Below are 22,709 nucleotides of genomic sequence, written 5' to 3'. Positions count from 1 at the left end.
GGCTATCGTGGTGCCATGCCGAGCAAATTAGCTGTCATTGCCATCGACGCGATCCGGCCACGGGTGGTCGCCGACTTCTGGTGCGCCGCCCTCGGCTGGCAAGTCGTCGAAGCGGACAGCGGTGTCATCAGCATCGCGCCGCACGATAAGACCTTGCCGTCCATCGATGTGATCGCGGTGCCCGAGGGCAAAACCGTCAAGAACCGGCTGCACTTTGACCTCCGGGCCGACGGCGTGTCCACTTCAGAGGAGCTCCAGCGCCTGCTCGCCCTCGGCGCGCGGCGAACAAACGTGGGGCAGGGGCCGGACGTCAGCTGGGTGGTACTGGCTGATCCTGAGGGCAACGAGTTCTGCCTGCTGTCCCGCTCCGTCCGGGAAGTCGAAGATCAGGAACGAGAAGGTCAGCTCGGCGCGGCTCCAGCGTTCACCTCGGGAGATTCCCTGCAGCCGACTTCGGAAAAGTGACTGGGAGCTCCTGGCAGCGAACGCTCCCAGCCTGATTGCGTCTGCTACTTCCCGTCCAGGACGGCCAGTGCCGCGGCGAAGCCTTCGGGCAGGCCGAGGGCAGCGGTGTCCAGCTCAACAAGGACGGTGCCATCGGCGGGCTCTGGGAAGCCCTCGATCGAACCCGGGTCCACCCGCAGTCCGGTGCCTCGGGCCTTGAGTAGGGCTTCCTTGCGCGCCCACACGGCTGTCCGCCAGCGGTCCGCCCGGTCCGGTGGCAGCGCTAAGAGAAGCTGCCGTTCCGCCGGGGTGAGGACGACGTCGTCGAAGCCGGGAAACCCGACGCCGGACCTGTGCTCCAGGTCGATGCCAACAGTCTCCCCCGATCCACGGGCGCCGGCGGCCAGCAGGGCCCAGCCGCGGCTGCGGGAAAGGCTCAGGCTGAGGCGGCCGGCGCTGGGACCGCGGCCGCGGGAAGGGCTCAAGCTGAGGCTGTGGCCGGCGCCCGGGCCCCCAGGATCTTTGCGCGGCCGGTATCCGGGCCGGCCGTGGTCCAGTCCTGGACCCGTGCCGCAGTCCGGGCAGGAATAGTCGGCAGTCAGCTCACCGGGGCGCACACCCAGGAGCTCCGCGGCGAAACCCCGCAGCGCGATCCGCCCGGCCACAAACTCCCGCCGGGTTTTCGGATCCCTAATGCCGGCGGCACGCGCCCGCTCGGCGGGACCGAGGAACGCCTCAGCGTCCGGTCCGACGTCGGCAAGACGAACGGACCGGACGGTGATTCCGGAAACGGCGAGGGTGACTCTGTTCCCCATCTGCTTTAGCGTTGGACTGCTCCGAAGCGCTCGTGGGCGACGGCCACGGCGGCCTCGCGGGCCGCGGATGCTTCGTCAGCGGTGAGCGTGCGGTCGGCGGCACGGAAACGCAGGCTGAAGGCCAGCGACTTCTTGCCCTCCTCGATGCCCTTGCCCGCGTAGACGTCGAAGAGCGTGACGTCCTCAAGCAGCTCGCCGGCTCCTTCGCGCAGGGCGGCAAGCACGTCTTCCGCCGGGACCTCCTGCGGAACCACCAGGGCAACGTCCTGGCTGGCCACCGGATAGGTGGAGATGTGCCGGGCGACAATGACGTCCGCCGCGGCCTCGAAGAGGGCGTCCGCGTTGAACTCGAGTGCCACGGACCGGGCCGGCATGTCGTGCGCGTCCAGCAGCTTCGGGTGCAGCTCGCCGGCGTAGCCGACGACTTCGCCGGTGCGGAGCGACAACTGCGCGGTCCGCCCGGGGTGGAAGGCCTGGTGCCGACCCTGGCTGATCACGATCTCGACGCCGAGGACGTCACCAGCGATCCTGGTGATGTCCAGGGCGTCGGCCCAGTCCCACGCCCGGGGCGTGTGGCCGGCGGCCGCCGGTGAGTCATGCCCGGTCAGCACGGCGGCGACGTACAGCGGCTGGTCCGGGACGCCGTCGTACAGGCCGTCGAGAACCTCATCGCTGGGCTTGGCGCCGAGCGGCGGGATCGAAGCAGTGCCGAGGGTGTCGCCCGGCAGGAACACGAGACCTGCCTCGAACAGGGCCAGGTCGCGGAAGCCGCGGGAGTGGTTGCGCTTGGCGACCTCGATCAGGCCCGGCAGGATCGAGGTGCGCAGGTAGCCGTGTTCCTCGCTGATCGGGTTGGCCAGCTTGAGGGCCTTGCGCGCGGAGCCCTCCGCGGGCACACCGAAGGTGTCGTTGGCGGCCTTGGAGACGAACGGATACGCCAGGACCTCGGTAAGGCCGGAGGCCGCCAGCGCCTGGACGAGGCGCCGGCGCTGCTGCTGGACGCGGGTCAGCCCGCGGCCCGGGGGCGCCACCGGCAGGGTCGCCGGAATCTGGTCATAGCCGACCAGCCGCGCGATCTCCTCGGTGAGGTCCTCCTTGGTTTCCAGGTCGTTCCGCCAGCTCGGAGGGGTCACGGTGTACCCGCCGTCGTGCTTCACCACGACGGCGCCCAGGTCCTCGAGCGAGGTGAGGATCTGCTCCTCGGTGAACTCGATGCCGATCCGTTCCGCGGCAAACGTCGCGGGCAGCTCGACGGTGACAGCGTCCGGCGCGGTCCCGACGTCGGTCCCCGCCGCATCGGCGGTGCCCCCGGCGAGTTGGACCAGGAGGTCAACGACGCGCTGGGCGGCGACGCCGGCCACCTGCCAGTCAACGCCGCGTTCAAAGCGTTTGGAGGCTTCGGAGGGCAGCTTGTGGCGGCGGCGGGAGCGCCCGATGGACACCTCGTCGAAGTGCGCCGCCTCCACGAGGACGTTTGTGGTGGAACGGGAGACCTCGGTGGCGGCGCCGCCCATCACGCCGGCGATGCCGATCGCGCCGGAACCGTCGGTGATGAGGAGGTCCTCGACGTCGAGTGCGCGTTCCTTGGCGTCCAGGGTGGTGATCTTTTCCCCGGCCACCGCACGGCGGACCACGATGTCGCCGGACAGCGTGTCCAGGTCGTAGCTGTGGGTGGGCTGGCCGAGTTCGAGCATGACGTAGTTCGAAATGTCCACCGGCAGCGAGATCGAGCGGATGCCGGCGAGCCGCAGCCGGGCGGTCATCCACTGCGGTGTCGGCTTCGTGGCGTCGACCCCGCGGACGGTGCGGGCCACGAAGCGGTCGCAGCCGGGCTTGCCGTAGATCGGGGCGTCGTCGTTGAGTTTGATGCCGTAGCCGCCGGACAGTGCCGCGGGTGTCTGAACCCTGGAGGCCGGGTCGGTGAAGGATGTGCCGGTGGCGTGGGCGTACTCACGGGCCACACCGCGGATCGAGAAGGCATAGCCGCGGTCCGGGGTGACGTTGATTTCGGCGGCCTGGTCGTAGAGACCCAGCAGTTCCATGGCGTCGGTGCCGATTTCCGGGTCGAGCCCGATCCGGGACAGCACCAGGATGCCGTCGTGGTCCTCACCGATGCCGAGCTCACGCACGGACGCGATCATCCCGGCGGACAGGTGGCCGTAGGTCTTCCGCGCGGAGATGTGGAAGTCACCGGGCAGCACGGCGCCCGGAAGCGTGACCACCACCTTGTCGCCTTCCACGAAGTTGTGGGCGCCGCAGATGATGCCCTGCACACCGGAGGGGTCGATGCCCTCGCCGGTGAGGCTCTGCTGCTGTCCTTCGGGGACAACCCGGACCTGGCACCAGTTGATGGTTTTGCCGTTGGTCTGGGGTTCCTTGACGATGCTCAGGACCTGGCCCACCACGATGGGGCCCTGCAGGGTGTCGGTCGGCCGGTGCACGGCTTCTTCTTCAAAACCGACCTTGACCAGGTCGGCCATCACGTCTTCGGCCGTCGCTCCGGCCGGTACCTGCGCGAATTCACGCAGCCAGGAAAGTGGGATACGCATGGTTAGATCTCCATCCCGAAGTGCTCGCTGAAACGTACATCGCCTTCGATCATGTCGCGCATGTCGCCGACCTCGTTGCGGAACATGAGCGCACGCTCGATGCCCATGCCGAAGGCAAAACCTGAATAGATGTCCGGATCGATGCCCGCGGCGCGGAGCACGTTGGGATTGATCATTCCGCAGCCGCCCCATTCGATCCAGCGCGGGCCGCCCTTGGCGCCCGGGTGCCAGATGTCCAGCTCCGCGGAGGGCTCGGTGAACGGGAAATAGTTCGGACGCAGCCGGACGGACGCCTCGTCGCCGAACATCTGCCGGGTGAAGTGCTCCAGGGTGCCCAGGAGGTCCGCCATGCTGAGCTTCCTGTCGATGGCCAGGCCCTCGAACTGGTGGAACACCGGGGTGTGCGTGGCGTCGAGCTCATCGGTGCGGAACACCTTGCCCGGGCACAGCACGTAGATGGGCAGTTCGCGTTCCAGCATGGACCGGACCTGCACCGGCGAGGTGTGGGTGCGCATCACGAGGTGGGCCTCGGGCGGCTCCACGAAGAAGGTGTCCTGCATTTCGCGGGCCGGGTGGTCCGGCTTGAAGTTCAAAGCGTCGAAATTGAACCACTCGGACTCGACCTCGGGGCCTTCGGCGATCTCCCAGCCCATGCCGACGAAGATGTCCGCAACGCGGTCCTGCAGCGTGGAGAGCGGGTGGCGTGCACCGGCACGACGGCGGCGCGGGGCCGCCGTGACGTCGACGGTCTCCTCGACCAGGATGCGGGCGTCGTTCTCGGCTTCGAGCTCGGCCGTGCGGTCCGCGAGCGCCTTGTTGACGCGTCCGCGGGAGGAGCCCATGAGCTTTCCGGCGGCGGCCTTCTGGTCCTTCGGCAGCCCGCCGATCCCACGGTTGGCGAGGCTCAGCGCGGACTTCTCGCCGGTGTGCGCGAGGCGTGCGGCTTTGAGTTCATCGAGCGTGGAGGCAGCGGCAATGGCGGCAACGGCCTGGTCTACGGCGGCGGTGATGGCGGCTTCATCCAGGGGATTCGGGACGCCGGCGCCCGGCAAAGTTTCAGTCATCTACTGTTCTTAGCTACGAGTCGGTTTATGCCAACGGGCACGGGACCAACAGGTGCAGGGACCCGCGCGTTGACAAAGGGCAGGGCTCGCCAAAAAAAGCTGCGGCGGGCACTCCCCTTCAGTCTAGTTGACCCCGCTCAGGTGCCCGAACGTGACGGTGCTCCCCGGGCCCTGCTACGTATCCCGCAGCCGGGTCCCCGGCTAGCATGGCGTTATGACGCCGGGACAAAGGCTGCGGCAGTTCGCCAATGTACTGAATGCGACCACTCCACTGGGGTTGTTGCTGGCCGGTTGCGCCCGCACGCCTGTCCGCCGCGGGCCCCGGGGCCTGCTGATCGCCACCGGGTACCGCTGGCGGCTGCCTTTCGCCGGCGCCTTTACGGTCGGCAATGTGGTGCTGTTCCGCGCCGCTCCCGAGGAAGCCCTGGCCAACCCGGGGCTGCTGCGGCACGAGGAGCGCCACAGCACCCAGTACGCCTGGTGCCTGGGCCTGCCCTTCCTGCCGCTGTACTTCCTCGCGGCAGGCTTGTCCCTGGCCCGGACCGGCAACCCCGGCTCGCGCAATGTCTTCGAACGGCAGGCCGGCCTGCGCGCGGGCGGCTATCCGGAGCCGAAGCGGGCACCCAAGCCCCGGATTCCAACGGCGGATGTCCCTGCCGGATCCAGAAAACCCGGATCCAGACACCGGACGGCCCCGACGACCCCAGAACGGAACGAGGCGTAAGAATGACCGACAGCCCCAGGAGCATTTCAGTCACCGGATCCGGCAGCGCGGAAGCTGTACCTGATCTGCTGACCCTCTCGATCGGCGTCGAGTGCCGCCAGGAGGACGTCGGTGCTGCCTACGGCGAGGCGGGTCGCGTCTCCGCGGCCATCACGTCGGAACTCCGCCATTACGGCGTGGCGAATCCGGATATCACGACGACGGGACTCAATGTCCGCGCCGAGGTGAACTGGCAGGAGGGCCGCGGCCAGGTCGTCTCGGGCTACCTGGCCTCGAGCGTGCTGAGCGTCCGGCTCAGGGAACTGGGCAAATCCTCGGAGGTCATCGCCGCCGCGGTCGCAGCCGGCGGCAACGCTGTCCGGCTGAACGGGCTGGAACTTGGTTTCGCCGATCCCGCCGCCGTTACGGCGCGTGCCCGCGAGGCCGCCTGGCAGGACGCCCTCACTACGGCCGGGCACTTCGCGTCCCTCGCCGGAGCCGCACTGGGCAAGGTTGTTTCCCTCACGCAGCAGACCGGGTACCCGGCACCGATCCCGGTGGCGAAAATGCAGCGGGCCGCCGCGGTGGAGTCGCTCACCGTGGAGGCGGGCGAATCCAGCGTCAGCGCCACGGTGAATGTGGTGTGGGAACTGCTCGGCTGAGGCGCCCCAGCCACCAGAAATAGGCGCCGGCAGGCTCGGGGGCGGCAGCACCCGGGGCCGGCAGGCTCGGGGGCGGCAGCACCCTGGGCCGGCAGGCTCGGGCCGGCAGCACCCGGGACCGCTAGTGCGTGGCTCCGGCGGCGAACTTCAGGTCCGCCGTCGTCGCCAGGGCGCTCCGGACGACGACGGCGAGCGCCTGCGCCAGCTGTTCCAGCGGCAGCGCCGGATCCGTGCTCCCCGGCGGCAGCTGTGCCGGCACGTACGGAACGTGGACAAACCCTCCCCGCGTTCCGGGCCTAAGCCGCAGAGCGTGCATCAGACCGTAAAAGACGTGGTTGCAGACGTACGTGCCTGCGGTCTGGGATACCTCGGCGGGGATCCCCGCCGCCAGGAGCGCCGCGAGCGCCGCCTTCACCGGAAGAGTGCTGAAGTACGCGGCCGGTCCCCCGGCGACCACCGCCTGGTCCACGGGCACGCTGCCCGCATTATCCGGGATCCGCGCATCATCGCAGTTGATCGCGATCCGTTCCAGCGAAACCCGGGAACGTCCGCCGGCCTGGCCGGCACAGACCACTAGCTCCGGGCGGTGCTCCTCCAGCGCCGCTTCCAGCACGCGAATCGCTCCCCCAAAGACGCAGGGCAGCTCCACGGCCCGAGCGTCGATTCCCTCGGTCCGGAGCCGGGCCGCCGCTTCCCGCGCTGCCGACCACGACGGGTTGATGCTTTCGCCGCCGAAGGGCTCGAAACCTGTCAGGAGAATCATCGCCCCAGCCTACAAGGCGGTCCGCCGTGGGGTCGGCCGGCGGTGCCTGAGAATGCAAGACGGCGGCCAAATCCACCCTTTCGAAAAGACTCCTGGAGATACTGACGTCAGCGCGTCAATAGGGCGCAGACCCCAAGTTCCTAAGGAGTCCCGGCATGAGCTATCTCTTCAATTCGAGCGCCGGTTTTCCGAATGCCCTGATGCTTTTGGAAACCGAAGACAATCCGGAGGTCCCGGACATCGACGGGGTGGCCAATGTTTGGCAGTCCAGCAGCATGCTGGCCCTTGCCGTTCAACACGACGCCGAAGGTGACGTTGAAATCAAGATCACCTTCGACACCCCAAGTCCCGACTTTGTGCTGCTCTTCGAGGGCACGCTCGCCACTGAGCGACGTCTTGTGGAGATCCGTACCGTGTATCTGGACCGCATCACCGGCATCAGAACTCTCACCAGGGAACTACCAGTCCGAATCTGGCGTGATGATCCACGGCAGCCCGAACACGTCCTGATCCAGTGCCTGGACATCGTGGAAATGGCGTGCGATTAGGCAAGGCCCCTCCGTCAGAGACTGTGGGCTCCGGCTGGACGTCCTTATGCTGTGGCCCCTACTCACTCCCTTAGGTTCGTTCGTCAGTAACCACAACACCAGGCAGCGCAAGGGACAGCTGAGGGCGGCAACGGGACGACGCGAGCAGAGTCGGGCCACCTGAGCAGGCGTGCTGCCGGGACCTCATGGTTTTCCTCTGGGGCACCGTCCTTTCTGTGAGGCACGTCCAGCGACTTGCCCCCAAGGGTCCTTGACTTAAACTAGAACATATATTCGAATAGGTCCATGAGATGGGACGCACAAGCACTGAAACCGGTGCCCGGAGGCACTGCCCTCGTGGACAAGGCCAGCGGGCGCAACGCCTCGGGTGGCACACCAGTTGCTACTGGTACCGGTGGGGCGGGGAGCGCATCCCCGGCGGTCCCTTCTACCGATCCCCTGCTCCCTTTGATCGGGCTGGTGCGTTCCGTGACCACGCCCGAGTTCGCCGGGGTCACCTTCCATGAGGTCACCGCCAAATCGGTGCTCAACAAAGTGGTCGCCGGTTCACGGATGCCTTTTGAATGGACCATCAACCCCTACCGCGGCTGCAGCCACGCCTGCGTCTACTGTTTCGCCCGGAAAAGCCACACCTACCTCGATTTCGACGCCGGGCTGGATTTTGACAGCCAGGTGGTCGTCAAGATCAACGCCGCCGAGGTCCTGCGCCGGGAAGTGGCCAAGCCCTCCTGGGGGCGGCAGCACGTGGCCCTGGGCACCAACACGGATCCCTACCAGCGGGCCGAGGGCCGCTACCAGCTCATGCCGGGCATCATTGGGGCCCTGGCGGATTCGGGCACTCCCCTGTCGATCCTGACCAAGGGCACGCTGCTGGCCCGGGACATCCCGCTCCTGAAGCATGCCGCGGCCCAGGTGCCCGTGGGCGTCGGCATCTCGCTGGCGATGACGGACGAGCACCTCTCCGAGGCCGTCGAGCCGGGGACACCCGGTCCCCGGGCGCGCCTGGAGTTGATCAGCCGGCTTCGGGAGGCGGGGCTGCCGTGCGGGGTGATGGCCATGCCCATCCTGCCCTGGCTCTCGGACAGCGACGAGGCCCTGGATTCCCTGTTCGGCTCCCTGGCCGCGGCGGGCGCCACCGGCGTCACCGCCGGAGCCCTCTACCTCAAGCCCGGAACCCGCGAATGGTTCATGCAGTGGATCGCCCGGGAGCATCCCCAGCTCGCCGGAAAGTACCGGCGGCTGTACGGCACCGGCTCCTACGCCTCCAAGGAGTACCGGACCTGGCTCTCCGGACGCATCCGGTACTTCAAAGCCCGGCACGGCTTCTCCGGCTCGCAGGGATTCAGCCACCGCGACCTCAACGACGATCCGGGCAGCACTGATCCGCGGGAGGAGGAAGCGCAGTACCCGGCCGGAAGCATCCCCGACACGGCGGCACTCCCGTCCGGCACGCGGGCGGCAACAGAGGCGGCGCAGCCCACCCTCTTCTAGCGGGACCGCTGGAGGGTTTCTTGGCAGGACCTTTCCAAGGCCTTCTTGAGACGCCGATTAGAACGCTTTGCGGGCCGCGGGCCGACTGTTAGAGCGCCTTCACGGCGCCCAGGACGCGGGTGAGGGAGTCCTTCGCGTCACCAAACAGGAGCGTGGTCTTCGGATCAAACAGCAGCTCGTTCTCGATCCCGGCGAAACCGGGCCGCATCGAGCGTTTCAGGAACACCACCTGCCCGGCCTGGGCCACCTCCAGGATCGGCATCCCGTAGATCGGCGCCCCGGGGGTGGACTTGGCTGCGGGATTCACGACGTCATTGGCGCCCACGATGAGCGCCACGTCGGTGTTGGGGAACTCCGGGTTGGCTTCCTCCAGCTCCTTCAACGCCTCATACGGAACGTTGGCTTCCGCGAGGAGCACGTTCATGTGGCCTGGCATCCGTCCGGCCACCGGGTGGATGGCAAAGACCACCTCGACGCCGCGGGCCGCCAGCGCAATGGCGAGCTCCGCGATGGTGTGCTGGCCCTGGGCCACGGCAAGCCCGTAGCCGGGGACGATCACCACCCGCTGGGCATAGCCGAGTTGGACGGCGACGTCCTCCGGCGAGGAGGAGCGTACGGGCCGGTCGCTCTGCACGGTGGATCCCGCCGTCGAGCCGCCCCGGAAAGCGCCGAACATAATTCCTGTCACGCCGCGGCCCATAGCGGACGCCATCACCTTGGTCAGGATGGTACCGCTGGCCCCAACCAGCGTGCCGGCAACCAGCAGGAGCACATTGCCCAGCACAATGCCTGACGCGGCGACCGCGAGCCCCGTGAAAGCGTTGAGCAGGGAAATCACAATCGGCACGTCGGCCCCGCCGACGGGAAGGACCAGCAGAAGTCCTGCCACCAGGCCCAACACCAGCAGCGCCACCGCCCAGCCGACCGAACCGGTGATGACAACGAGGCCTCCGGCGGCGACGGCCCCCAGCACCACAACACCCATTACCACCGGCATTCCGGGGAACAGCAGGGGGCGGGTGCTGATCAGCTCCTGCAGCTTGCCCACCGTCACGGCCGAGCCGGCGAAGGAGACCGCGCCGACCAGCATCGTGAACACGACGGCCAGCCGCACCCAGGGGTCCCCGCTGTGGCCCAGTTCCAGCACCGCGACCAGCGCTGCGGCGCCGCCGCCGACCCCGTTGAACAGGGCCACCAGTTGCGGCATCTGGGTCATCTGCACGCGCCGGGCCACCGGGACGGCAACTGCGGAACCGACCGCGATCGCGGCGATGATCAGCGGGATGTTCTCCAGTTTCGCGGAGAGGAACACCGTGACGACGGCCACGAGGGCGCCGGCCGCCCCGATGGCGTTGCCCCGCCGGGCGGTCCGTGGCGAGCTCAGGCCTTTCAGCGCGAGGATGAAGCAGACAGCAGCCGCCAGGTAGAACAGCGCGGTCCATCCGGGCCCGAGGACGCTCATGTGACATCCTCCCCGGCACCTGCACGGGGCCGCGAGGGCTTCCGGCTGCCGAACATCTCCAGCATCCGGTCCGTGACGACGAATCCACCGACAAGGTTGGCGGTCGCCAGCACGACGGCGATCAGGGCCACCATCAGCAGCCACGGGTCACTCGCCTGCCCGGCCACGATAATGGCGCCGACCAGGATGATCCCGTGGATGGCGTTGGCGCCGGACATCAGCGGAGTGTGCAGCTTGCTGGTCACCTTGGAGACGACCTCGAATCCCACGAAAACGGCGAGCACCACCACGGTCAACAGCGTGATCGGATCCATCATTTGAGAGCCTCCAGTGCTTCGGCGGTAGCGGCATGCCGCACCGTGCCACCGTAGGTGAGGCAGGCGCCGGCGACGACCTCGTCGTCGAAGTCCGGGACAACTTTGCCGTCGGAGGTCATCAGGGCCAGCAGGTTAGCGACGTTCTTGGCGAACAGCCGGGAAGCATCGGAGGGCATCGCCGAGGCGGCGTCCTGCAGCCCCACCAGGGTCACGGAACCGCCGTCCACCGGGATCTGGAGGTCCCGGCCTGCGACAACTCCTTCGACGTTTCCGCCGGATTCCGCAGCCAGATCGACGACGACCGAACCGGCCCGCATGCCGGCCACCATCTGCGTCGTCACCAGCAGGGGGGCCGCACGGCCGGGGATGGCCGCCGTCGTGATCAGGACATCCGCCACTGCCACGTGCGGGGCGAGCAGGGCCCGCTGGCGTGTGGCCCGGTCCTCGCCAAGCTCACGGGCGTAACCGCCGCTGCCCTCCGCGGCAGCGTCGAGGTCAAGGTGGATGAAAGTGCCGCCCATCGAGGCGACCTCGTCGGCGGAGGCCGCGCGGATGTCGTTGGCGGAGACCCGCGCCCCGAGACGTTTCGCGGTGCCGATCGCCTGCAGTCCGGCGACGCCGGCCCCCAGGACGAGCACCCGGGCGGGCGGGATGGTTCCGGCGGCCGTCATGTAGAGCGGGAAGAACCTGGGATAGCGCAGGGCCGCCTCCAGCACGGCGCGGTAGCCGGCGACGAGCGCCTGGGAACTGAGTGCGTCCATCGACTGGGCCCGGGAGATGCGCGGCACGAGCTCCAGCGCAAAGGAGGTGACCCCTGCGGCGGCGAGGGCGTGCACACCGGGCAGTTCGGACCCCGGGGAGGCGAAACCGATCGTGATGGTGCCTGGGCGGAGCCGCGCGGCGGCCTCCGGTTCGAGCGGCCGGACGTGCAGCAGGACATCCAGGGAGTCGGCGGTCAGCTCGGGAACGATGGACGCTCCGGCCGCAGCGAACGCGGCGTCCGCATACCCGGCCTCGGCGCCCGCATCGATCTCCACAGCCACGTCCAGGCCGAGGGCCCTGAGTTGTTGCACCGTCTCCGGGGTGGCAGCAACCCTGCGCTCCCCTGCCCGTTGCTCCCGTCTGACACCGACCTGCACGGGTTGCTCCTCTCGATTCGCTTCAGCGTAGTCACATGCTTGACGCTTTGGCGAGAGGTGGGGCCGCAGCGGCCGACGAGCTTTGCTCAGTTCGCGGAAACGGCCGACGGATCCGAAACCCGCAGCCTGTCCAGCAGCGCCTCGACGATGGGCAGGTCAGCCGGGATCCACGGCAGACCCAGCACTTCGTCGCGGTCCCTGAGGTCGATCCAGCGCAGCTCATCGTGGTCCTGGAGGGGGTGGGGCACGCCGTCGACCAGTTCCGCGAACCACACCCGCATCGCAGCGCGCTCGTTGAGCGGCCAGCCGTCGGCGGATCCGCCGCCCAGCTCGGCGCCGAGCCGGATGGTCACGCCAAGTTCCTCGAGCAGCTCACGGTGCAGGGCCTGCTCGGCTGACTCGCCGGACTCGACCTTGCCGCCGGGAAACTCCCACATGCCGGCGAACCGCGGGGGCGCCGTCCGCCGCGCCACGAGCAGCCGCCCGGGTGCGGCCAGGGAGTCCAGTACCGCGCCGCCTACGACGCTGATCAATTCAGTCACGCCCCAAGTCTAGGTGCGCTGCCGGCTTAGGGGAGAATGAAATGGTCCGCCTTCGGCGAGTACCCGGAATACCGAGCGTGCCCGCCCCGTTACATACATCAACCCACACAACAGATTTAATTGCCGTTTTCTCCTGCCTCGCGCCGGGGACGTCACCGAAAAGCAGACGAATGACTACCACCACCCAAGCCCCGGCGACGCCCAAGTCCGGCACCCGCCATGTTGCCCTCGCCATCGTTTCCCTTGCCATGGGCGGATTCGGCATCGGCACGACGGAGTTCACCATGATGGGCCTGCTCAAGGAGGTGGAGCAAGGGCTCGGCATCAGCACCCCGGAGGCGGGCCACCTGATTTCTGCCTATGCCCTCGGCGTGGTGATCGGAGCCCCGTTGCTGGCCGCCGTCGGCGCCAAGATGCCGCGGAAGTACCTGGCCTTGGGACTTATGCTGTTTTTCAGCATCGCAAACCTGACCTCCTTCATCGCACCCGACTACGGCACGATGCTCGTGTCACGCTTCGCCGCCGGCCTGCCGCACGGGGCCTTCTTCGGGGTGGCGGCCGTGATCGCGGCGTCGCTGGTCGCACCGACCAAGCGCGGCTGGGCCATTTCAATGGTCATGGCCGGCCTGACCGTCTCCAATGTCATCGGCGTTCCCTTTGGCACCTGGCTGGGCCAGACCTATGGCTGGCGGCTGCTGTTCCTGCTGGTGGGCGTCATCGGCATCCTCACGCTGGCGATGCTCTGGAAGTTCCTGCCGTTCCAGAAGCCGCACGCTGATGCGAGCTTCCGCCGCGAACTCGGTGCCCTCAAGCGGCTCCAGGTCTGGCTGGCGATCCTGATCGGCATCGTCGGTTTCGGCGGTTTCTTCGCCACCTACACGTACATCGCCCACACCATGACCTCCGTGGCGGGCATTCCCGCGGCCTGGCTGCCGCTGGTGGTCGCGCTGTACGGGCTGGGCATGGTGGTCGGCAACATCGTCGGCGGCCGGATTGCTGACAGGTCCGTGATGGGGACGATCTACTGGGTGCTGCCGGGCATTGCCGTGGCGCTCGTGGTTTACGCCGTCGCGGTGCACTGGCCGTGGTCCGCCTATGTGATGGTCTTTGTGGTCGGCGCCGCGGGCGCATTGCTGGTCCCTGCCCTGCAGACCCGGCTGCTGGATGCGTCTCCGGATGCGCCCTCGCTGGCCTCGTCGCTAAACCACGCGGCCCTCAATGTCGCCAACGCCCTGGGCGCCTTCCTCGGCGGCCTCGTAATCGCCTGGGGCTGGGGCTATGTCGCACCCGCCCTCGTCGGGGCCGGACTGGCCGTTCTGGGCCTCGGCGTCGCCCTGATCAGCGGGCTGGTGGAACGCAAGAGGCCGCTGGTCCGGTAGCCCGCGCTGCGGCTATCGGACCAGCGGCCCCGGACTCTGCAGGATCTCCGGCCAGCGCCCGCTACGGCGTGCTGACCCGCTGAATGTCCGGTTCGAGGTAGATGACCCGGGCGATCGGCACGGCGTCGCGGATCCGGGTTTCGGCGCCGTCGATCGCCTTGGCGATTTCCTGGCCCGTATCGGAGTGGCCGATGCTGATCTTGGCGGCCACCAGCAGTTCCTCCGGGCCCAGGTGCAGGGTCTTGAGATGGATGATCGAGGTGCCATCGGACTCGATGGCCGCCCTGATCGTGGCAACGTCGTCTTTGGTGGCCGATTCGCCGAGCAGCAGCGACTTGGTCTCGATGGCCAGCACAGCGGCAATGGCCACGAGCAGGAACCCGATCATCGCGGTGCCCAGGGCATCCCAGATGCCGTTGCCGGTGAGAAGGGTCAGGCTCACGCCGAAGAGGGCGAAGACCAGGCCCACAAGGGCGCCGAGGTCTTCGAGCAGGATGACGGGCAGCTCCGGCTGCTTGGCGCTGCGGACGAATTTGACCCAGCTCTGCTTGCCGCGGACGTGGTTGGATTCGATGATCGCGGTCCGGAAGGAGAAGGATTCGGCGATGATGGCGCCGATAAGCACAGCGAGCGGAACCCACCAGAACGCGCCCTCGATGGCATGCGGGTGTTGGATCTTCCCCCACGCTTCGTACAGGGCAAAGAGGCCACCCACGCTGAACAGCACGATCGAGACAATGAACGCGTAAATGTAACGTTCGCGCCCGTAGCCGAACGGATGCTCCGGGCTCGCGGCCCGTTTGGCCTTTTTGCCACCCACCAGCAGCAGGATCTGGTTGCCGGAGTCAGCGAGCGAGTGGATCGCTTCGGCCAGCATCGATGAGGAAAACGTCAGGAAATACGCGACGAATTTGAGGACGGCGATGGTCAGGTTCGCAGCAAGCGCCGCAACAATCGCCTTGGTACCGCCATTTGCAGCCAAGAGAGCTTCTCCTTAGGGGTTCGACCAGGTCGTGGACTCGGGCCGATGCCTGCACCCACAAGGAATACCGTACCCGTTATCACCGGATCGCAGCGCCGCCCGGATCAGCGGCGCACCCGTGGACGCGGAGCCCTGGCGACCGGGAACGGCGCAGGTCACGGGGCAGATAACGATTGGGTGTGATCCTGCTGACAAGCAAACGGGCCTATGTTAGCTTGAAGCCATAATCGGGATTCACCCTTTGAATGCCGACGAATATGTAGGAGGAGTAATGGGCTTTCTAGGCTGGATCATTCTCGGACTCATAGTTGGTGCAATCGTCAAGGCAATCATGCCTGGCAAGGTCGGCGGCGGCTGGGTAACCAGTCTCGTGCTCGGCGTAGTCGGTGCCGTGGTCGGCGGCTGGATCGGCGACCTGCTGTTCGGCGGTGGCCGGATGGAATTCTGGAACCTCGGCTCCTGGATCCTGGCGATTGTCGGCGGCTTGGTGGTTGCCGGCATTTACGGCGCTGTCACAGGCCGCAACAAGACCACGTAAAGGCACTCGCCACCGCCCGGCACCCACGGTGCGGGACGGTGAGCAACGACGGCGGGAGCCCACCATCCGGTGGACCCCCGCCGATTTTTTGCCCTGTTCCGATGCCCTCTTGCCGGGCCCTCTTTTGGGGCCCTCTTTTGGGGCTCTCTTGCCGGGCCCTACCCCGCCGAACGGGACCGTTTATCCGCGCGGGGCTGCGCCGTCCTGCTGCGAGCGGGCACTGGCGTAGAGGCAGACGGTGGCCGCGGTGCCGAGATTGAGGCTCTCTGCGGCACCGTAGACCGGAACCGCCACACGGTGGTCCGCGAGGGCAAGTTCTTCCTCGGACAGGCCCTGCGCTTCGTTGCCGAAGAGCCACGCCGTGGGGCCTTCCAGCGCATACTCGGAGTCCAGGCTGGGTGCGCCGAGCCGCCGGGCCGCGTTCTGGTCCTGCAGCCGGTCCAGGTCCAGCTGGCCGCGGCCGTCCGCCGCGAGGACCCCAATGCCGCGTTCCTTGCAGCGGGCCACGAGTTCCTCGACCTCGGCGCCGAGCACAACAGGCAGGTGGAAGAGGGATCCCGCCGTCGAGCGCACGGCCTTGGGGTTGTAGATGTCCACGCTGGACGCAGTCAGCACGACGGCGTCCGCGCCGGCCGCGTCGGCGGCACGCAGCACGGTGCCGGCGTTGCCGGGGTCGCGGACCTCGCACAGCACGGCAAGCAGCCGCGGGCCGGCGTCGAGTACCTGCTCAAGGCTGACGTCCAGGAATCCGCAGACGGCGAGGATGCCCTGCGGGGTGACGGTGTCCGCCATCGCGGCGAGCACTTCGTCGGTGGCCAGGTAGGCGGTGGTTCCCTCCGCGAGTGTCTCCAGGTCCGGGTGCCGGTCCAGGCAGGACTCGCTCGCGTAAACCTCATAGACGATGCCGGGCTCCCCCGCAGCAATCCTCTTCTGGTGCAGGGCCAGGGCTTCCCGGACCGCCTGCGGTCCCTCCGCCAGGAACTCGCGGCGCTTTAAACGGGCCGGGCGCCCGGCGAGTTGTGCCACTTTCCTCACCCGATCAGCTCGGGGATTGGAAAGGTGTACATCTTGCGGGCGCCCGGTTTCGTTCATATAAGAACCTTAGTGGCTTTTCCAGCCGGTTCTTGAACGAGGCAGTTCGTGCGAACTACGGGAGTACTACTCAGCAGCCTCAGCAGCGGCAGGCTTCTTGGCAGCCGGCTTCTTGGCGGGAGCCTTCTTGACAGCAGGCTTCTTTGCGGCCGGTGCAGCATCAGCCTGGACGGCCGGAGCCGACGTGTCGGCGGGCAGCGAATCCTTGGCGATCTTGACCAGCGCGGCGAAGGCATTGGCGTCGGAAACGGCAAGCTCGGCCAGCATCCGGCGGTCAACCTCGACCTCAGCGGCCTTGAGGCCCTGGATCAGACGGTTGTAGGTCAGGCCGTTGGCGCGGGATGCAGCATTGATGCGCTGGATCCACAGGCGGCGGAAGTCGCCCTTCTTCTTTTTGCGGTCACCGTAGCTGTACACAAACGAGTGCAGCAGCTGCTCTTTGGCCTTGCGGTACAGGCGTGAACGCTGTCCACGGTAGCCCTTGGCGCGCTCAAGAATAACCCGGCGCTTCTTGTGGGCGTTGACCGCCCTCTTCACACGTGCCACGTGCGTACTCCTTAGAAAATCTGATCCCAAGCATCTACTGCCGGAACAACCGGCTGGCCTGAGAAGCCTTTTTGGTAGTTGACTGGTGCCAGGTGGCAACAGTCAGAGAACTTGGAACTTAGATGCCGAGCATCTTCCGGATGACCTTGGCGTCGCCCTTGAAGACGATCTTGTCGCCGGCAAGGCGGCGGGTCAGCCTGGAGGACTTGTGCTCGAGGTAGTGGCGGCGGTTGGCCTGCTGGCGGCGCAGCTTGCCGCTGCCGGTCAGCTTGAAGCGCTTCTTAGCACCACTGTGGGTCTTCATCTTCGGCATGGGAACCGATCTCCTTACGTATCCGCAGACAGGGTCTGCAGTCTTTCGTGCAGCCGTCCCTGCGGGCGGCGTGCTGGTTGCTTGCCGCCGGACATTGCTGTCCGGCAGCCTGAACTAGTTGGTCTTCTTGCTCGCCGGCTTGGCGGCGGCCTTCGGGGCCGCCGGCCGTGCAGCAGGCTTCGGCGCCGACGGCCGCGGAATCGGCTTCGGTGCCGCAACCGGCTTCGGCGCAGCCGCCGGAGCGGACTTTTCAGCCTCGGGAACCTGTGCGGCTTCCGGAGCCTTAGCGGCAGCCTTGGGCGCTGCGGGCGCCTTGGCTACAGCCGGCCGGGCTGAGGCCTTAGGAGCCTCAGTCTTCGGGGCTTCACGCTTCGGGGCAGCCTTAGGAGCCCTGGGGGCCTCCTGCTTCGGCGTTTCCGTGGCCGGAACCTTGGAAGCCGGGGCTTCCTCGGCCTGGGCCGGAACCACGGCTTCTTCGGTCTTCTCGGCCGGGGCCTCGTCGACGGCGGGAGCAGCCTCCACGGCGGGGGCCTCCGTTGCCGGAGTCTCCGTTGCGGTTACTTCAGCTTCGGTTACCTCAGCCTCGGGTTCGGTACGGACCTGGTAGCCCTCCGGGAGAAGATCGGCGAGCGACTGGGTCAGGGGTGCATCCGCCGCGCCGGACGTGTCGACACGGCCCGTGCCCGAAGCCTTGGCTTCGTTCTCGGCCTTGGCTTCCGCACGCTGCGATGCGCGGCGGGCCTCTGCCTTGGCTTCCGCCTTGTTCTTCAGGGGACCGACCACCATGACCATGTTCCGGCCATCGATCCGCGGGCTGGACTCAACGACGCCGACTTCAGCGACGTCGTCGGCGAAGCGCTGGAGCAGGCGGATGCCCATCTCGGGGCGCTGCTGCTCACGGCCGCGGAACTGGATCATGGCCTTGACCTTGTCACCGGCGCCGAGGAAGCGGAGCGCGTGGCCGCGCTTCGTCTCGTAGTCGTGGGTGTCGATCTTGAGGCGGAAGCGGATTTCCTTCAGAACCGTGTTGGTCTGGTTCTTCCGGGCTTCGCGTGCCTTGACGGCGGCTTCGTACTTGTACTTGCCGAAGTCCATCAGTTTGCACACCGGAGGCTTGGCCTGCGGTGCAACCTCAACGAGATCAAGATCGGACTCGGCAGCCAAACGCAGGGCATCCTCAATACGGACAACGCCTACTTGCTCGCCTGCAGGGCCGACCAGCCGCACCTCGGGGACGCGGATACGCTCATTGATTCTTGGCTCGCTAATGTTAAGGCTCCTGTGTTCGTGAGGGGTATTCCACCGGCAAAAAGAGAAGGCCCCCAATTGCCGGAGCAATCGAAGGCCTCGAAGATCGGTGCTGCCTGCCTCGTGTGAGGCGGCATGCATCCCGCCAGGCTGACGCCCGGGAGGAATGCCCGACCAGGTACCCGGCAACCTTGCTTCTTGCGAAGCTTCCCGAAGGAGAGCGGCTGACGCGGGTGGGAGAGAACTCCGCTTGCTGACTGAAAGTCGATTCTACAGAAGAAATCCCGTCCGGCACACCTCCATGACAGGCATGTTGGTTGCCGACGGGCTCCGGCCGTTACACCGCTGCAGTATAACCGCAGGTACATAACAACTGTGAATACTTGACTACTGTGAAATAACGACATTCAGTCGGTCTGTGACAAGCTTACCAGCATGAGCACTTCAGAAAGTAATTCACACGTTTACGAGCCCGCCAGCGCCCAGGGCGACGTCTCACAGCAGATCCGCGACATTTCCGAGGTGCCCGCCATCGAGGTCATCACCACCGCAGCCGTGCACCTCATGAGTGCCGCCGCCGTGAAGCTTGGCCTCGCCGCCGAGGACAACGCCGAAGAACTCAAGGACCTCGACGAGGCCCGCAAGCTGATCACGGCCCTCGCCGGACTGGTCACTGCCGCAGCGCCCGAAATCGGTTCCCAGCACGCCGGCCCGTTGCGCGACGGCCTGCGGTCCCTGCAGCTGGCCTTCCGCGAGGAATCCATTATTCCGGACGCGCCGGGCAAGGGCCCGGGCGAGAAGTACACCGGAGCGGTCAACTAAAGCACCCGGAGTAATTCAGCGACTACGCTGCGGCGGGCGGACCACATCGGTCCGCCCGCCGCCGTCATTTAAGGGCCGTCGTGAAAGCCGTTGCCGGTGTTGTTGCCGCCCCTGCGGCAGTCCACGCGCGCCATCCGGGAACCGCTGCCCCGGCGGTGCCCGTCAGGCAGCAGCAAGGCGCCGCCGGCGGCGGCGCTGCAGCACGAGTCCCACCAGGCACAGCAGCACCCCGCCCACTCCCACGGCCACAAATCCGGACGAGGCACCGATGCCGTCGATAAAGACCCCGGCAAGCGGTGCGCCGAAGGCGACGCCGCCGGTGAGCGCGGAACCATACCAACCCATCGCCTCACCGCGGCGGCGCTCGTCCACAAGTTCGGCGACCTTCTCGGAGGCTGCCGAAAGCACCGGTGCACACAACAGGCCCGGCAGCAGCGAGAGCAGGCTAAGGGTCCACGTGTCCCGCGCGAAAGCCATCGGAATGGTCAGGGCCGACATGCCCAGGAGCAGCAGGATCGGCGAAATCGGCCGATGCATGGCGCCGTAGATCAGTCCGCCAACCACCGAGGCCCCGCACCAGAAGATGAACACCAGTCCGATCTCGGCCTGGTGGCCGCCGGTTTCGAGCGACGCAACGATCCCGACGTCACTGCCGCTGAGGATCATGCCGGCCCCGGCAGCGACGGCGAAGACGGCAGCCACGGCCGGAGTGAACCAGCTGAAATTGTGGATCACCCGGCGCCGCAGCCCGGCCGCCACACGGCGGCGTTCACCCGCCGCAGCGAGCGGGGCGAACTCGGCGGCGGCTTCCTGCAGGTGCGCCGGCGCAGCGGCGACGACGGCGACCTCGGCGGCTTCCTGCTGGCTTGCCTCAAACACGGCATCGGACTCTGGATCGGACGTGGCGTCGCATTCGGCGCTGCGGGTCGGCGGGTTGAACCACATCAGGAAGAGCCCGGACACCGAGGTGGCGATGCCGACGACGGTCAGCCCCAGGACCGAGAATCCGGCGGTTGCGACCAGGGCGCCGGCGGCGGGGCCCATCATAAAGACCAGCTCCGTGGAGATGGCGTCGAGGGCAAAGGCTGTCCGGCGCTGCTCCCCAGTGGCGAGGACGCCGAGGGACTGGCGCACCACACTGAAGATCGGCAGCGTCAGCAGCCCGCCGACGAACACCAGCGGCAGCAGCAGTTCGTAGGACACATGCGGCACAACCGACCAAATGACTGTCTCTGAGATGACCGACGGGATGAGGGCGCGCCGCAGGCCGACGGTATCGACCCGCCGGCCGCGCCAGGGCGCACCGACGGCAATGCCAATGGTCATCACGGCGGCAGCGGCGCCCGCGGCCGCGTAGCCCTGGCCGAGCGTCAGCACAATGTGCAGGGTCAGCAGGACCCCCGCCGCGGAGTGCGGTATGCGGGCAACCATGCCAATCAGCAGGAGCCGCCTGATCGGCCGAACGGCCAGCAGTTCCCGGTACAGCGCGAAGTTCACGGACTACATCCCTCTGGTACTTACCGGCGGCAGCACCTGGATCTCCCCCGCGGGCCGTCAGCTACTGTGCTGCGCGCTGCAATTTGACCTCGATCGAGTCAACCCGCTCAGCAAGTACTTCATTCCTTGCCCAGGCATCGTTGAGGCCGGACACGATGGACTGGACACCGGCGGCGTCGAGCCCGTCTTCAAGATAGAGCACTACCCGGACTTCCGGGCCGGCACCTCCGCCCGGCAGCCGCGTTCCATCGGCTGTCAGCGAGGCGACTCCACCGCCTGGATGAATTTCAACACGGCGGACCGCGGGAAAGCCAGCGGCGGCCCCGCCGAGGCTCCCGGCGAGCTCGGGATCAGCATACGACGGCGTCCAGTCCCGCTGCTGCGCCAGGGCCCACACCGCCGGGCGTCGCACAACAAAGGTCACCGGGGAGCCCGGGTCGAGCACGAGCAGTTCCGCGCCCTCGGCGACGGCGGAGAGTGCCGCGCGGGCAGCGTAAACAGCCACCGGGCGGGCCGCCGGGTGCCAGGCCTCGAGCGAGGCGGCTGAAGTGAACACGGGCATCGCTGTCCGGCCGTCCGGTGCCTTGAGCGTCACCAGGGCCATGTCAGCCTGTTTGTCGGCCCGCAGCCCGCCGGCGCCTTCGGCTTCCTCGGCGAGCGTGGCGAGGATCGGCACAAAAACCCGGGCCGTGGCCAGCGCGGCCACCACCTCAGCCTCGTCGCCGTCGCCGGACGCGAGGGCAGCCAGTGCGGCGAGGTAGCCGGCGTCGGCAGCGCCGTCGTCGTCCTCGAAGTTGTGGATCGTGGCGTCGTCGCCGGTGAGGCTGCGCCCGGCCCAGGGCTGTCCCGCCGAGTCGGTTGCTCCCCCGGCGCCGGCGAGGGCAGCGGCGATATGGCCGGGCAGCGGGCGCGGCGGGGCGGAGGTGTCGGCGGCGCTGTTGCCGGCTGGCTGGGGTTCCATGCTGTGGACCGGCTAGCGGCGGCCGGCGACGTCGAGGGCCTCGGGCAGGGTGAAGTTGCCGTTGTAGAGGGCCTTGCCGACGATGGCGCCCTCGACGCCGAGCGGCACGAGGGAGCGCAGGACCTTGAGGTCGTCGAGGCTGGAGATCCCGCCGGAGGCGACGACTGGCTTGCCGGTCTTCTCCACCATCTGGCGCAGCAGTTCCACGTTGGGTCCCTGGAGCGTGCCGTCCTTGGTGACGTCCGTGACGACGTAGCGGGAGCAGCCGGCCTCTTCGAGGCGTGCGAGAACGTCCCAAAGGTCCCCGCCTTCCTTGGTCCAGCCGCGGCCGGCGAGGGTCGTGCCGCGGACGTCCAGGCCGACGGCGATTTTGTCGCCGAACCGCTCGATCACACGGGCGGTCCATTCCGGGTTCTCCAGGGCTGCCGTGCCCAGGTTCACGCGGGCAACGCCCAGGTCGAGGGCCTTCTCGAGCGACTCGTCGTCACGCAGGCCGCCGGAGAGCTCCACCTTGATATCGAGCCGGCCGACGACTTCGCGGAGCAGGTCGGCGTTGGAGCCCCGGCCGAAGGCGGCGTCGAGGTCCACGAGGTGGACCCATTCGGCCCCCTGCTGCTGCCAGTTGAGCGCGGCTTCCAGGGGAGTGCCGTAGCTCGTCTCACTGCCGGCCTCGCCCTGGACGAGGCGGACAGCCTGGCCGTTGACGACGTCGACGGCGGGCAGCAGCTCCAGCACGGGCAGCGGGGTTTCGGTGGTCATCGTGGATCCTCAGCTCTTAGGGACGGCTCTTCGGGGATGGCAGGGGCGGCGGCGGTGCAGTGCGGCGGTGCAG

General features: G+C 67.6%; 24 protein-coding genes. 8 read left to right on the top strand and 16 right to left on the bottom strand.

Features of this window, described 5'->3' with window-relative positions; genetic code table 11:
- Nucleotides 1-15 precede the first annotated feature (15 nt).
- Complete coding sequence (locus AC50X9_RS15020; protein WP_494894547.1) at nucleotides 16-465, top strand: VOC family protein; 450 nt, start codon at nucleotides 16-18, stop codon at nucleotides 463-465.
- Nucleotides 466-509: 44 nt separating this feature from the next.
- Here AC50X9_RS15020 and AC50X9_RS15015 read toward each other — a convergent pair whose 3' ends face one another.
- The 3 genes from AC50X9_RS15015 to pheS are packed head-to-tail and all read right to left on the bottom strand — an operon-like array spanning nucleotide 510 to nucleotide 4,872.
- Nucleotides 510-1,259, bottom strand: coding sequence for a 4'-phosphopantetheinyl transferase family protein (locus tag AC50X9_RS15015; RefSeq protein ID WP_494894546.1), 750 nt, complete (start codon nucleotides 1,257-1,259; stop codon nucleotides 510-512).
- Nucleotides 1,260-1,264: 5 nt separating this feature from the next.
- The gene (gene pheT, locus AC50X9_RS15010; RefSeq protein WP_494894545.1) at nucleotides 1,265-3,808 is read right to left on the bottom strand and encodes a phenylalanine--tRNA ligase subunit beta; all 2,544 of its coding nucleotides are present in this window, start codon (nucleotides 3,806-3,808) and stop codon (nucleotides 1,265-1,267) included.
- A 2-nt stretch (nucleotides 3,809-3,810) separates the two neighbouring features.
- Nucleotides 3,811-4,872 (bottom strand): phenylalanine--tRNA ligase subunit alpha, encoded by a 1,062-nt coding sequence (gene pheS / locus AC50X9_RS15005; protein WP_494894544.1) that lies wholly within the window; start codon nucleotides 4,870-4,872, stop codon nucleotides 3,811-3,813.
- Nucleotides 4,873-5,086: 214 nt separating this feature from the next.
- Here pheS and AC50X9_RS15000 point away from each other — a divergent pair, with 214 nt between their 5' ends.
- Together AC50X9_RS15000 and AC50X9_RS14995 are read left to right on the top strand one after the other, a co-directional pair.
- Complete coding sequence (locus AC50X9_RS15000) at nucleotides 5,087-5,596, top strand: hypothetical protein (RefSeq protein ID WP_494894543.1); 510 nt, start codon at nucleotides 5,087-5,089, stop codon at nucleotides 5,594-5,596.
- Between the two features lie 2 nt (nucleotides 5,597-5,598).
- Nucleotides 5,599-6,237 (top strand): SIMPL domain-containing protein, encoded by a 639-nt coding sequence (locus AC50X9_RS14995; protein WP_494894542.1) that lies wholly within the window; start codon nucleotides 5,599-5,601, stop codon nucleotides 6,235-6,237.
- A gap of 121 nt (nucleotides 6,238-6,358) precedes the next feature.
- Here the strand turns inward: AC50X9_RS14995 and pcp are convergent, their stop codons facing one another.
- Nucleotides 6,359-7,000: a pyroglutamyl-peptidase I gene (gene pcp, locus AC50X9_RS14990; RefSeq protein WP_494894541.1), complete on the bottom strand. Its 642-nt coding sequence runs from the start codon at nucleotides 6,998-7,000 to the stop codon at nucleotides 6,359-6,361.
- A gap of 155 nt (nucleotides 7,001-7,155) precedes the next feature.
- Here pcp and AC50X9_RS14985 point away from each other — a divergent pair, with 155 nt between their 5' ends.
- Together AC50X9_RS14985 and AC50X9_RS14980 are read left to right on the top strand one after the other, a co-directional pair.
- Nucleotides 7,156-7,548 (top strand): hypothetical protein, encoded by a 393-nt coding sequence (locus tag AC50X9_RS14985; protein WP_494894540.1) that lies wholly within the window; start codon nucleotides 7,156-7,158, stop codon nucleotides 7,546-7,548.
- A gap of 285 nt (nucleotides 7,549-7,833) precedes the next feature.
- The gene (locus AC50X9_RS14980; RefSeq protein WP_494894539.1) at nucleotides 7,834-9,039 is read left to right on the top strand and encodes an Rv2578c family radical SAM protein; all 1,206 of its coding nucleotides are present in this window, start codon (nucleotides 7,834-7,836) and stop codon (nucleotides 9,037-9,039) included.
- An 88-nt stretch (nucleotides 9,040-9,127) separates the two neighbouring features.
- On the opposite strand, the gene AC50X9_RS14975 is transcribed toward AC50X9_RS14980, so the two are convergent.
- The 4 genes from AC50X9_RS14975 to AC50X9_RS14960 form a co-directional block, all read right to left on the bottom strand.
- Nucleotides 9,128-10,501, bottom strand: coding sequence for an NAD(P)(+) transhydrogenase (Re/Si-specific) subunit beta (locus tag AC50X9_RS14975; protein ID WP_494894538.1), 1,374 nt, complete (start codon nucleotides 10,499-10,501; stop codon nucleotides 9,128-9,130).
- On the bottom strand, nucleotides 10,498-10,815 hold the full coding sequence (locus AC50X9_RS14970) for an NAD(P) transhydrogenase subunit alpha part 2 (protein WP_494894583.1): 318 nt from the start codon (nucleotides 10,813-10,815) through the stop codon (nucleotides 10,498-10,500). Before AC50X9_RS14970 ends, AC50X9_RS14975 begins: the two co-directional genes overlap by 4 nt.
- Complete coding sequence (locus tag AC50X9_RS14965; RefSeq protein WP_494894537.1) at nucleotides 10,815-11,957, bottom strand: Re/Si-specific NAD(P)(+) transhydrogenase subunit alpha; 1,143 nt, start codon at nucleotides 11,955-11,957, stop codon at nucleotides 10,815-10,817. The genes AC50X9_RS14970 and AC50X9_RS14965 overlap by 1 nt, the downstream gene beginning before the upstream one ends.
- Nucleotides 11,958-12,043: 86 nt before the next feature.
- Nucleotides 12,044-12,499: a (deoxy)nucleoside triphosphate pyrophosphohydrolase gene (locus AC50X9_RS14960; protein WP_494894536.1), complete on the bottom strand. Its 456-nt coding sequence runs from the start codon at nucleotides 12,497-12,499 to the stop codon at nucleotides 12,044-12,046.
- 170 nt (nucleotides 12,500-12,669) lie between these two features.
- Here AC50X9_RS14960 and AC50X9_RS14955 point away from each other — a divergent pair, with 170 nt between their 5' ends.
- Nucleotides 12,670-13,878: an MFS transporter gene (locus AC50X9_RS14955; protein ID WP_494894535.1), complete on the top strand. Its 1,209-nt coding sequence runs from the start codon at nucleotides 12,670-12,672 to the stop codon at nucleotides 13,876-13,878.
- 61 nt (nucleotides 13,879-13,939) lie between these two features.
- On the opposite strand, the gene AC50X9_RS14950 is transcribed toward AC50X9_RS14955, so the two are convergent.
- A complete protein-coding gene (locus AC50X9_RS14950; RefSeq protein ID WP_494894534.1) occupies nucleotides 13,940-14,860 on the bottom strand; it encodes a cation diffusion facilitator family transporter in 921 nt (306 codons plus the stop codon).
- Nucleotides 14,861-15,131: 271 nt separating this feature from the next.
- Between AC50X9_RS14950 and AC50X9_RS14945 the strand changes: the two genes are divergently transcribed.
- Nucleotides 15,132-15,398: a GlsB/YeaQ/YmgE family stress response membrane protein gene (locus AC50X9_RS14945; RefSeq protein ID WP_494894533.1), complete on the top strand. Its 267-nt coding sequence runs from the start codon at nucleotides 15,132-15,134 to the stop codon at nucleotides 15,396-15,398.
- Between the two features lie 180 nt (nucleotides 15,399-15,578).
- Here AC50X9_RS14945 and AC50X9_RS14940 read toward each other — a convergent pair whose 3' ends face one another.
- From AC50X9_RS14940 to infC, 4 genes are all read right to left on the bottom strand, one after another.
- Nucleotides 15,579-16,490 (bottom strand): TrmH family RNA methyltransferase, encoded by a 912-nt coding sequence (locus tag AC50X9_RS14940; RefSeq protein ID WP_494894532.1) that lies wholly within the window; start codon nucleotides 16,488-16,490, stop codon nucleotides 15,579-15,581.
- Nucleotides 16,491-16,556: 66 nt separating this feature from the next.
- Nucleotides 16,557-17,036, bottom strand: a complete 480-nt coding sequence (rplT, locus tag AC50X9_RS14935; protein WP_494894531.1) for a 50S ribosomal protein L20 — start codon at nucleotides 17,034-17,036, stop codon at nucleotides 16,557-16,559.
- Nucleotides 17,037-17,154: 118 nt separating this feature from the next.
- The gene (gene rpmI / locus AC50X9_RS14930) at nucleotides 17,155-17,349 is read right to left on the bottom strand and encodes a 50S ribosomal protein L35 (protein WP_009358635.1); all 195 of its coding nucleotides are present in this window, start codon (nucleotides 17,347-17,349) and stop codon (nucleotides 17,155-17,157) included.
- Between the two features lie 114 nt (nucleotides 17,350-17,463).
- Entirely contained in the window at nucleotides 17,464-18,576 is a 1,113-nt protein-coding gene (infC, locus tag AC50X9_RS14925; RefSeq protein WP_494894530.1) for a translation initiation factor IF-3, read from the bottom strand.
- A gap of 456 nt (nucleotides 18,577-19,032) precedes the next feature.
- Here infC and AC50X9_RS14920 point away from each other — a divergent pair, with 456 nt between their 5' ends.
- Nucleotides 19,033-19,419, top strand: coding sequence for a DUF1844 domain-containing protein (locus AC50X9_RS14920; protein WP_494894529.1), 387 nt, complete (start codon nucleotides 19,033-19,035; stop codon nucleotides 19,417-19,419).
- Nucleotides 19,420-19,581: 162 nt separating this feature from the next.
- Here the strand turns inward: AC50X9_RS14920 and AC50X9_RS14915 are convergent, their stop codons facing one another.
- The 3 genes from AC50X9_RS14915 to priA all read right to left on the bottom strand — a co-directional run bounded on the left by AC50X9_RS14915 (nucleotide 19,582) and on the right by priA (nucleotide 22,636).
- The gene (locus AC50X9_RS14915) at nucleotides 19,582-20,916 is read right to left on the bottom strand and encodes an MFS transporter (protein WP_494894528.1); all 1,335 of its coding nucleotides are present in this window, start codon (nucleotides 20,914-20,916) and stop codon (nucleotides 19,582-19,584) included.
- 61 nt (nucleotides 20,917-20,977) lie between these two features.
- A complete protein-coding gene (locus AC50X9_RS14910) occupies nucleotides 20,978-21,877 on the bottom strand; it encodes an SseB family protein (RefSeq protein WP_494894527.1) in 900 nt (299 codons plus the stop codon).
- 12 nt (nucleotides 21,878-21,889) lie between these two features.
- Entirely contained in the window at nucleotides 21,890-22,636 is a 747-nt protein-coding gene (gene priA / locus AC50X9_RS14905; RefSeq protein ID WP_494894526.1) for a bifunctional 1-(5-phosphoribosyl)-5-((5-phosphoribosylamino)methylideneamino)imidazole-4-carboxamide isomerase/phosphoribosylanthranilate isomerase PriA, read from the bottom strand.
- Between the last annotated feature and the right edge of the window lie 73 nt (nucleotides 22,637-22,709).

This window comes from Pseudarthrobacter sp. HLT1-3, from assembly GCF_059383535.1.
This window is presented reverse-complemented; position numbering and strand designations above follow the sequence as displayed.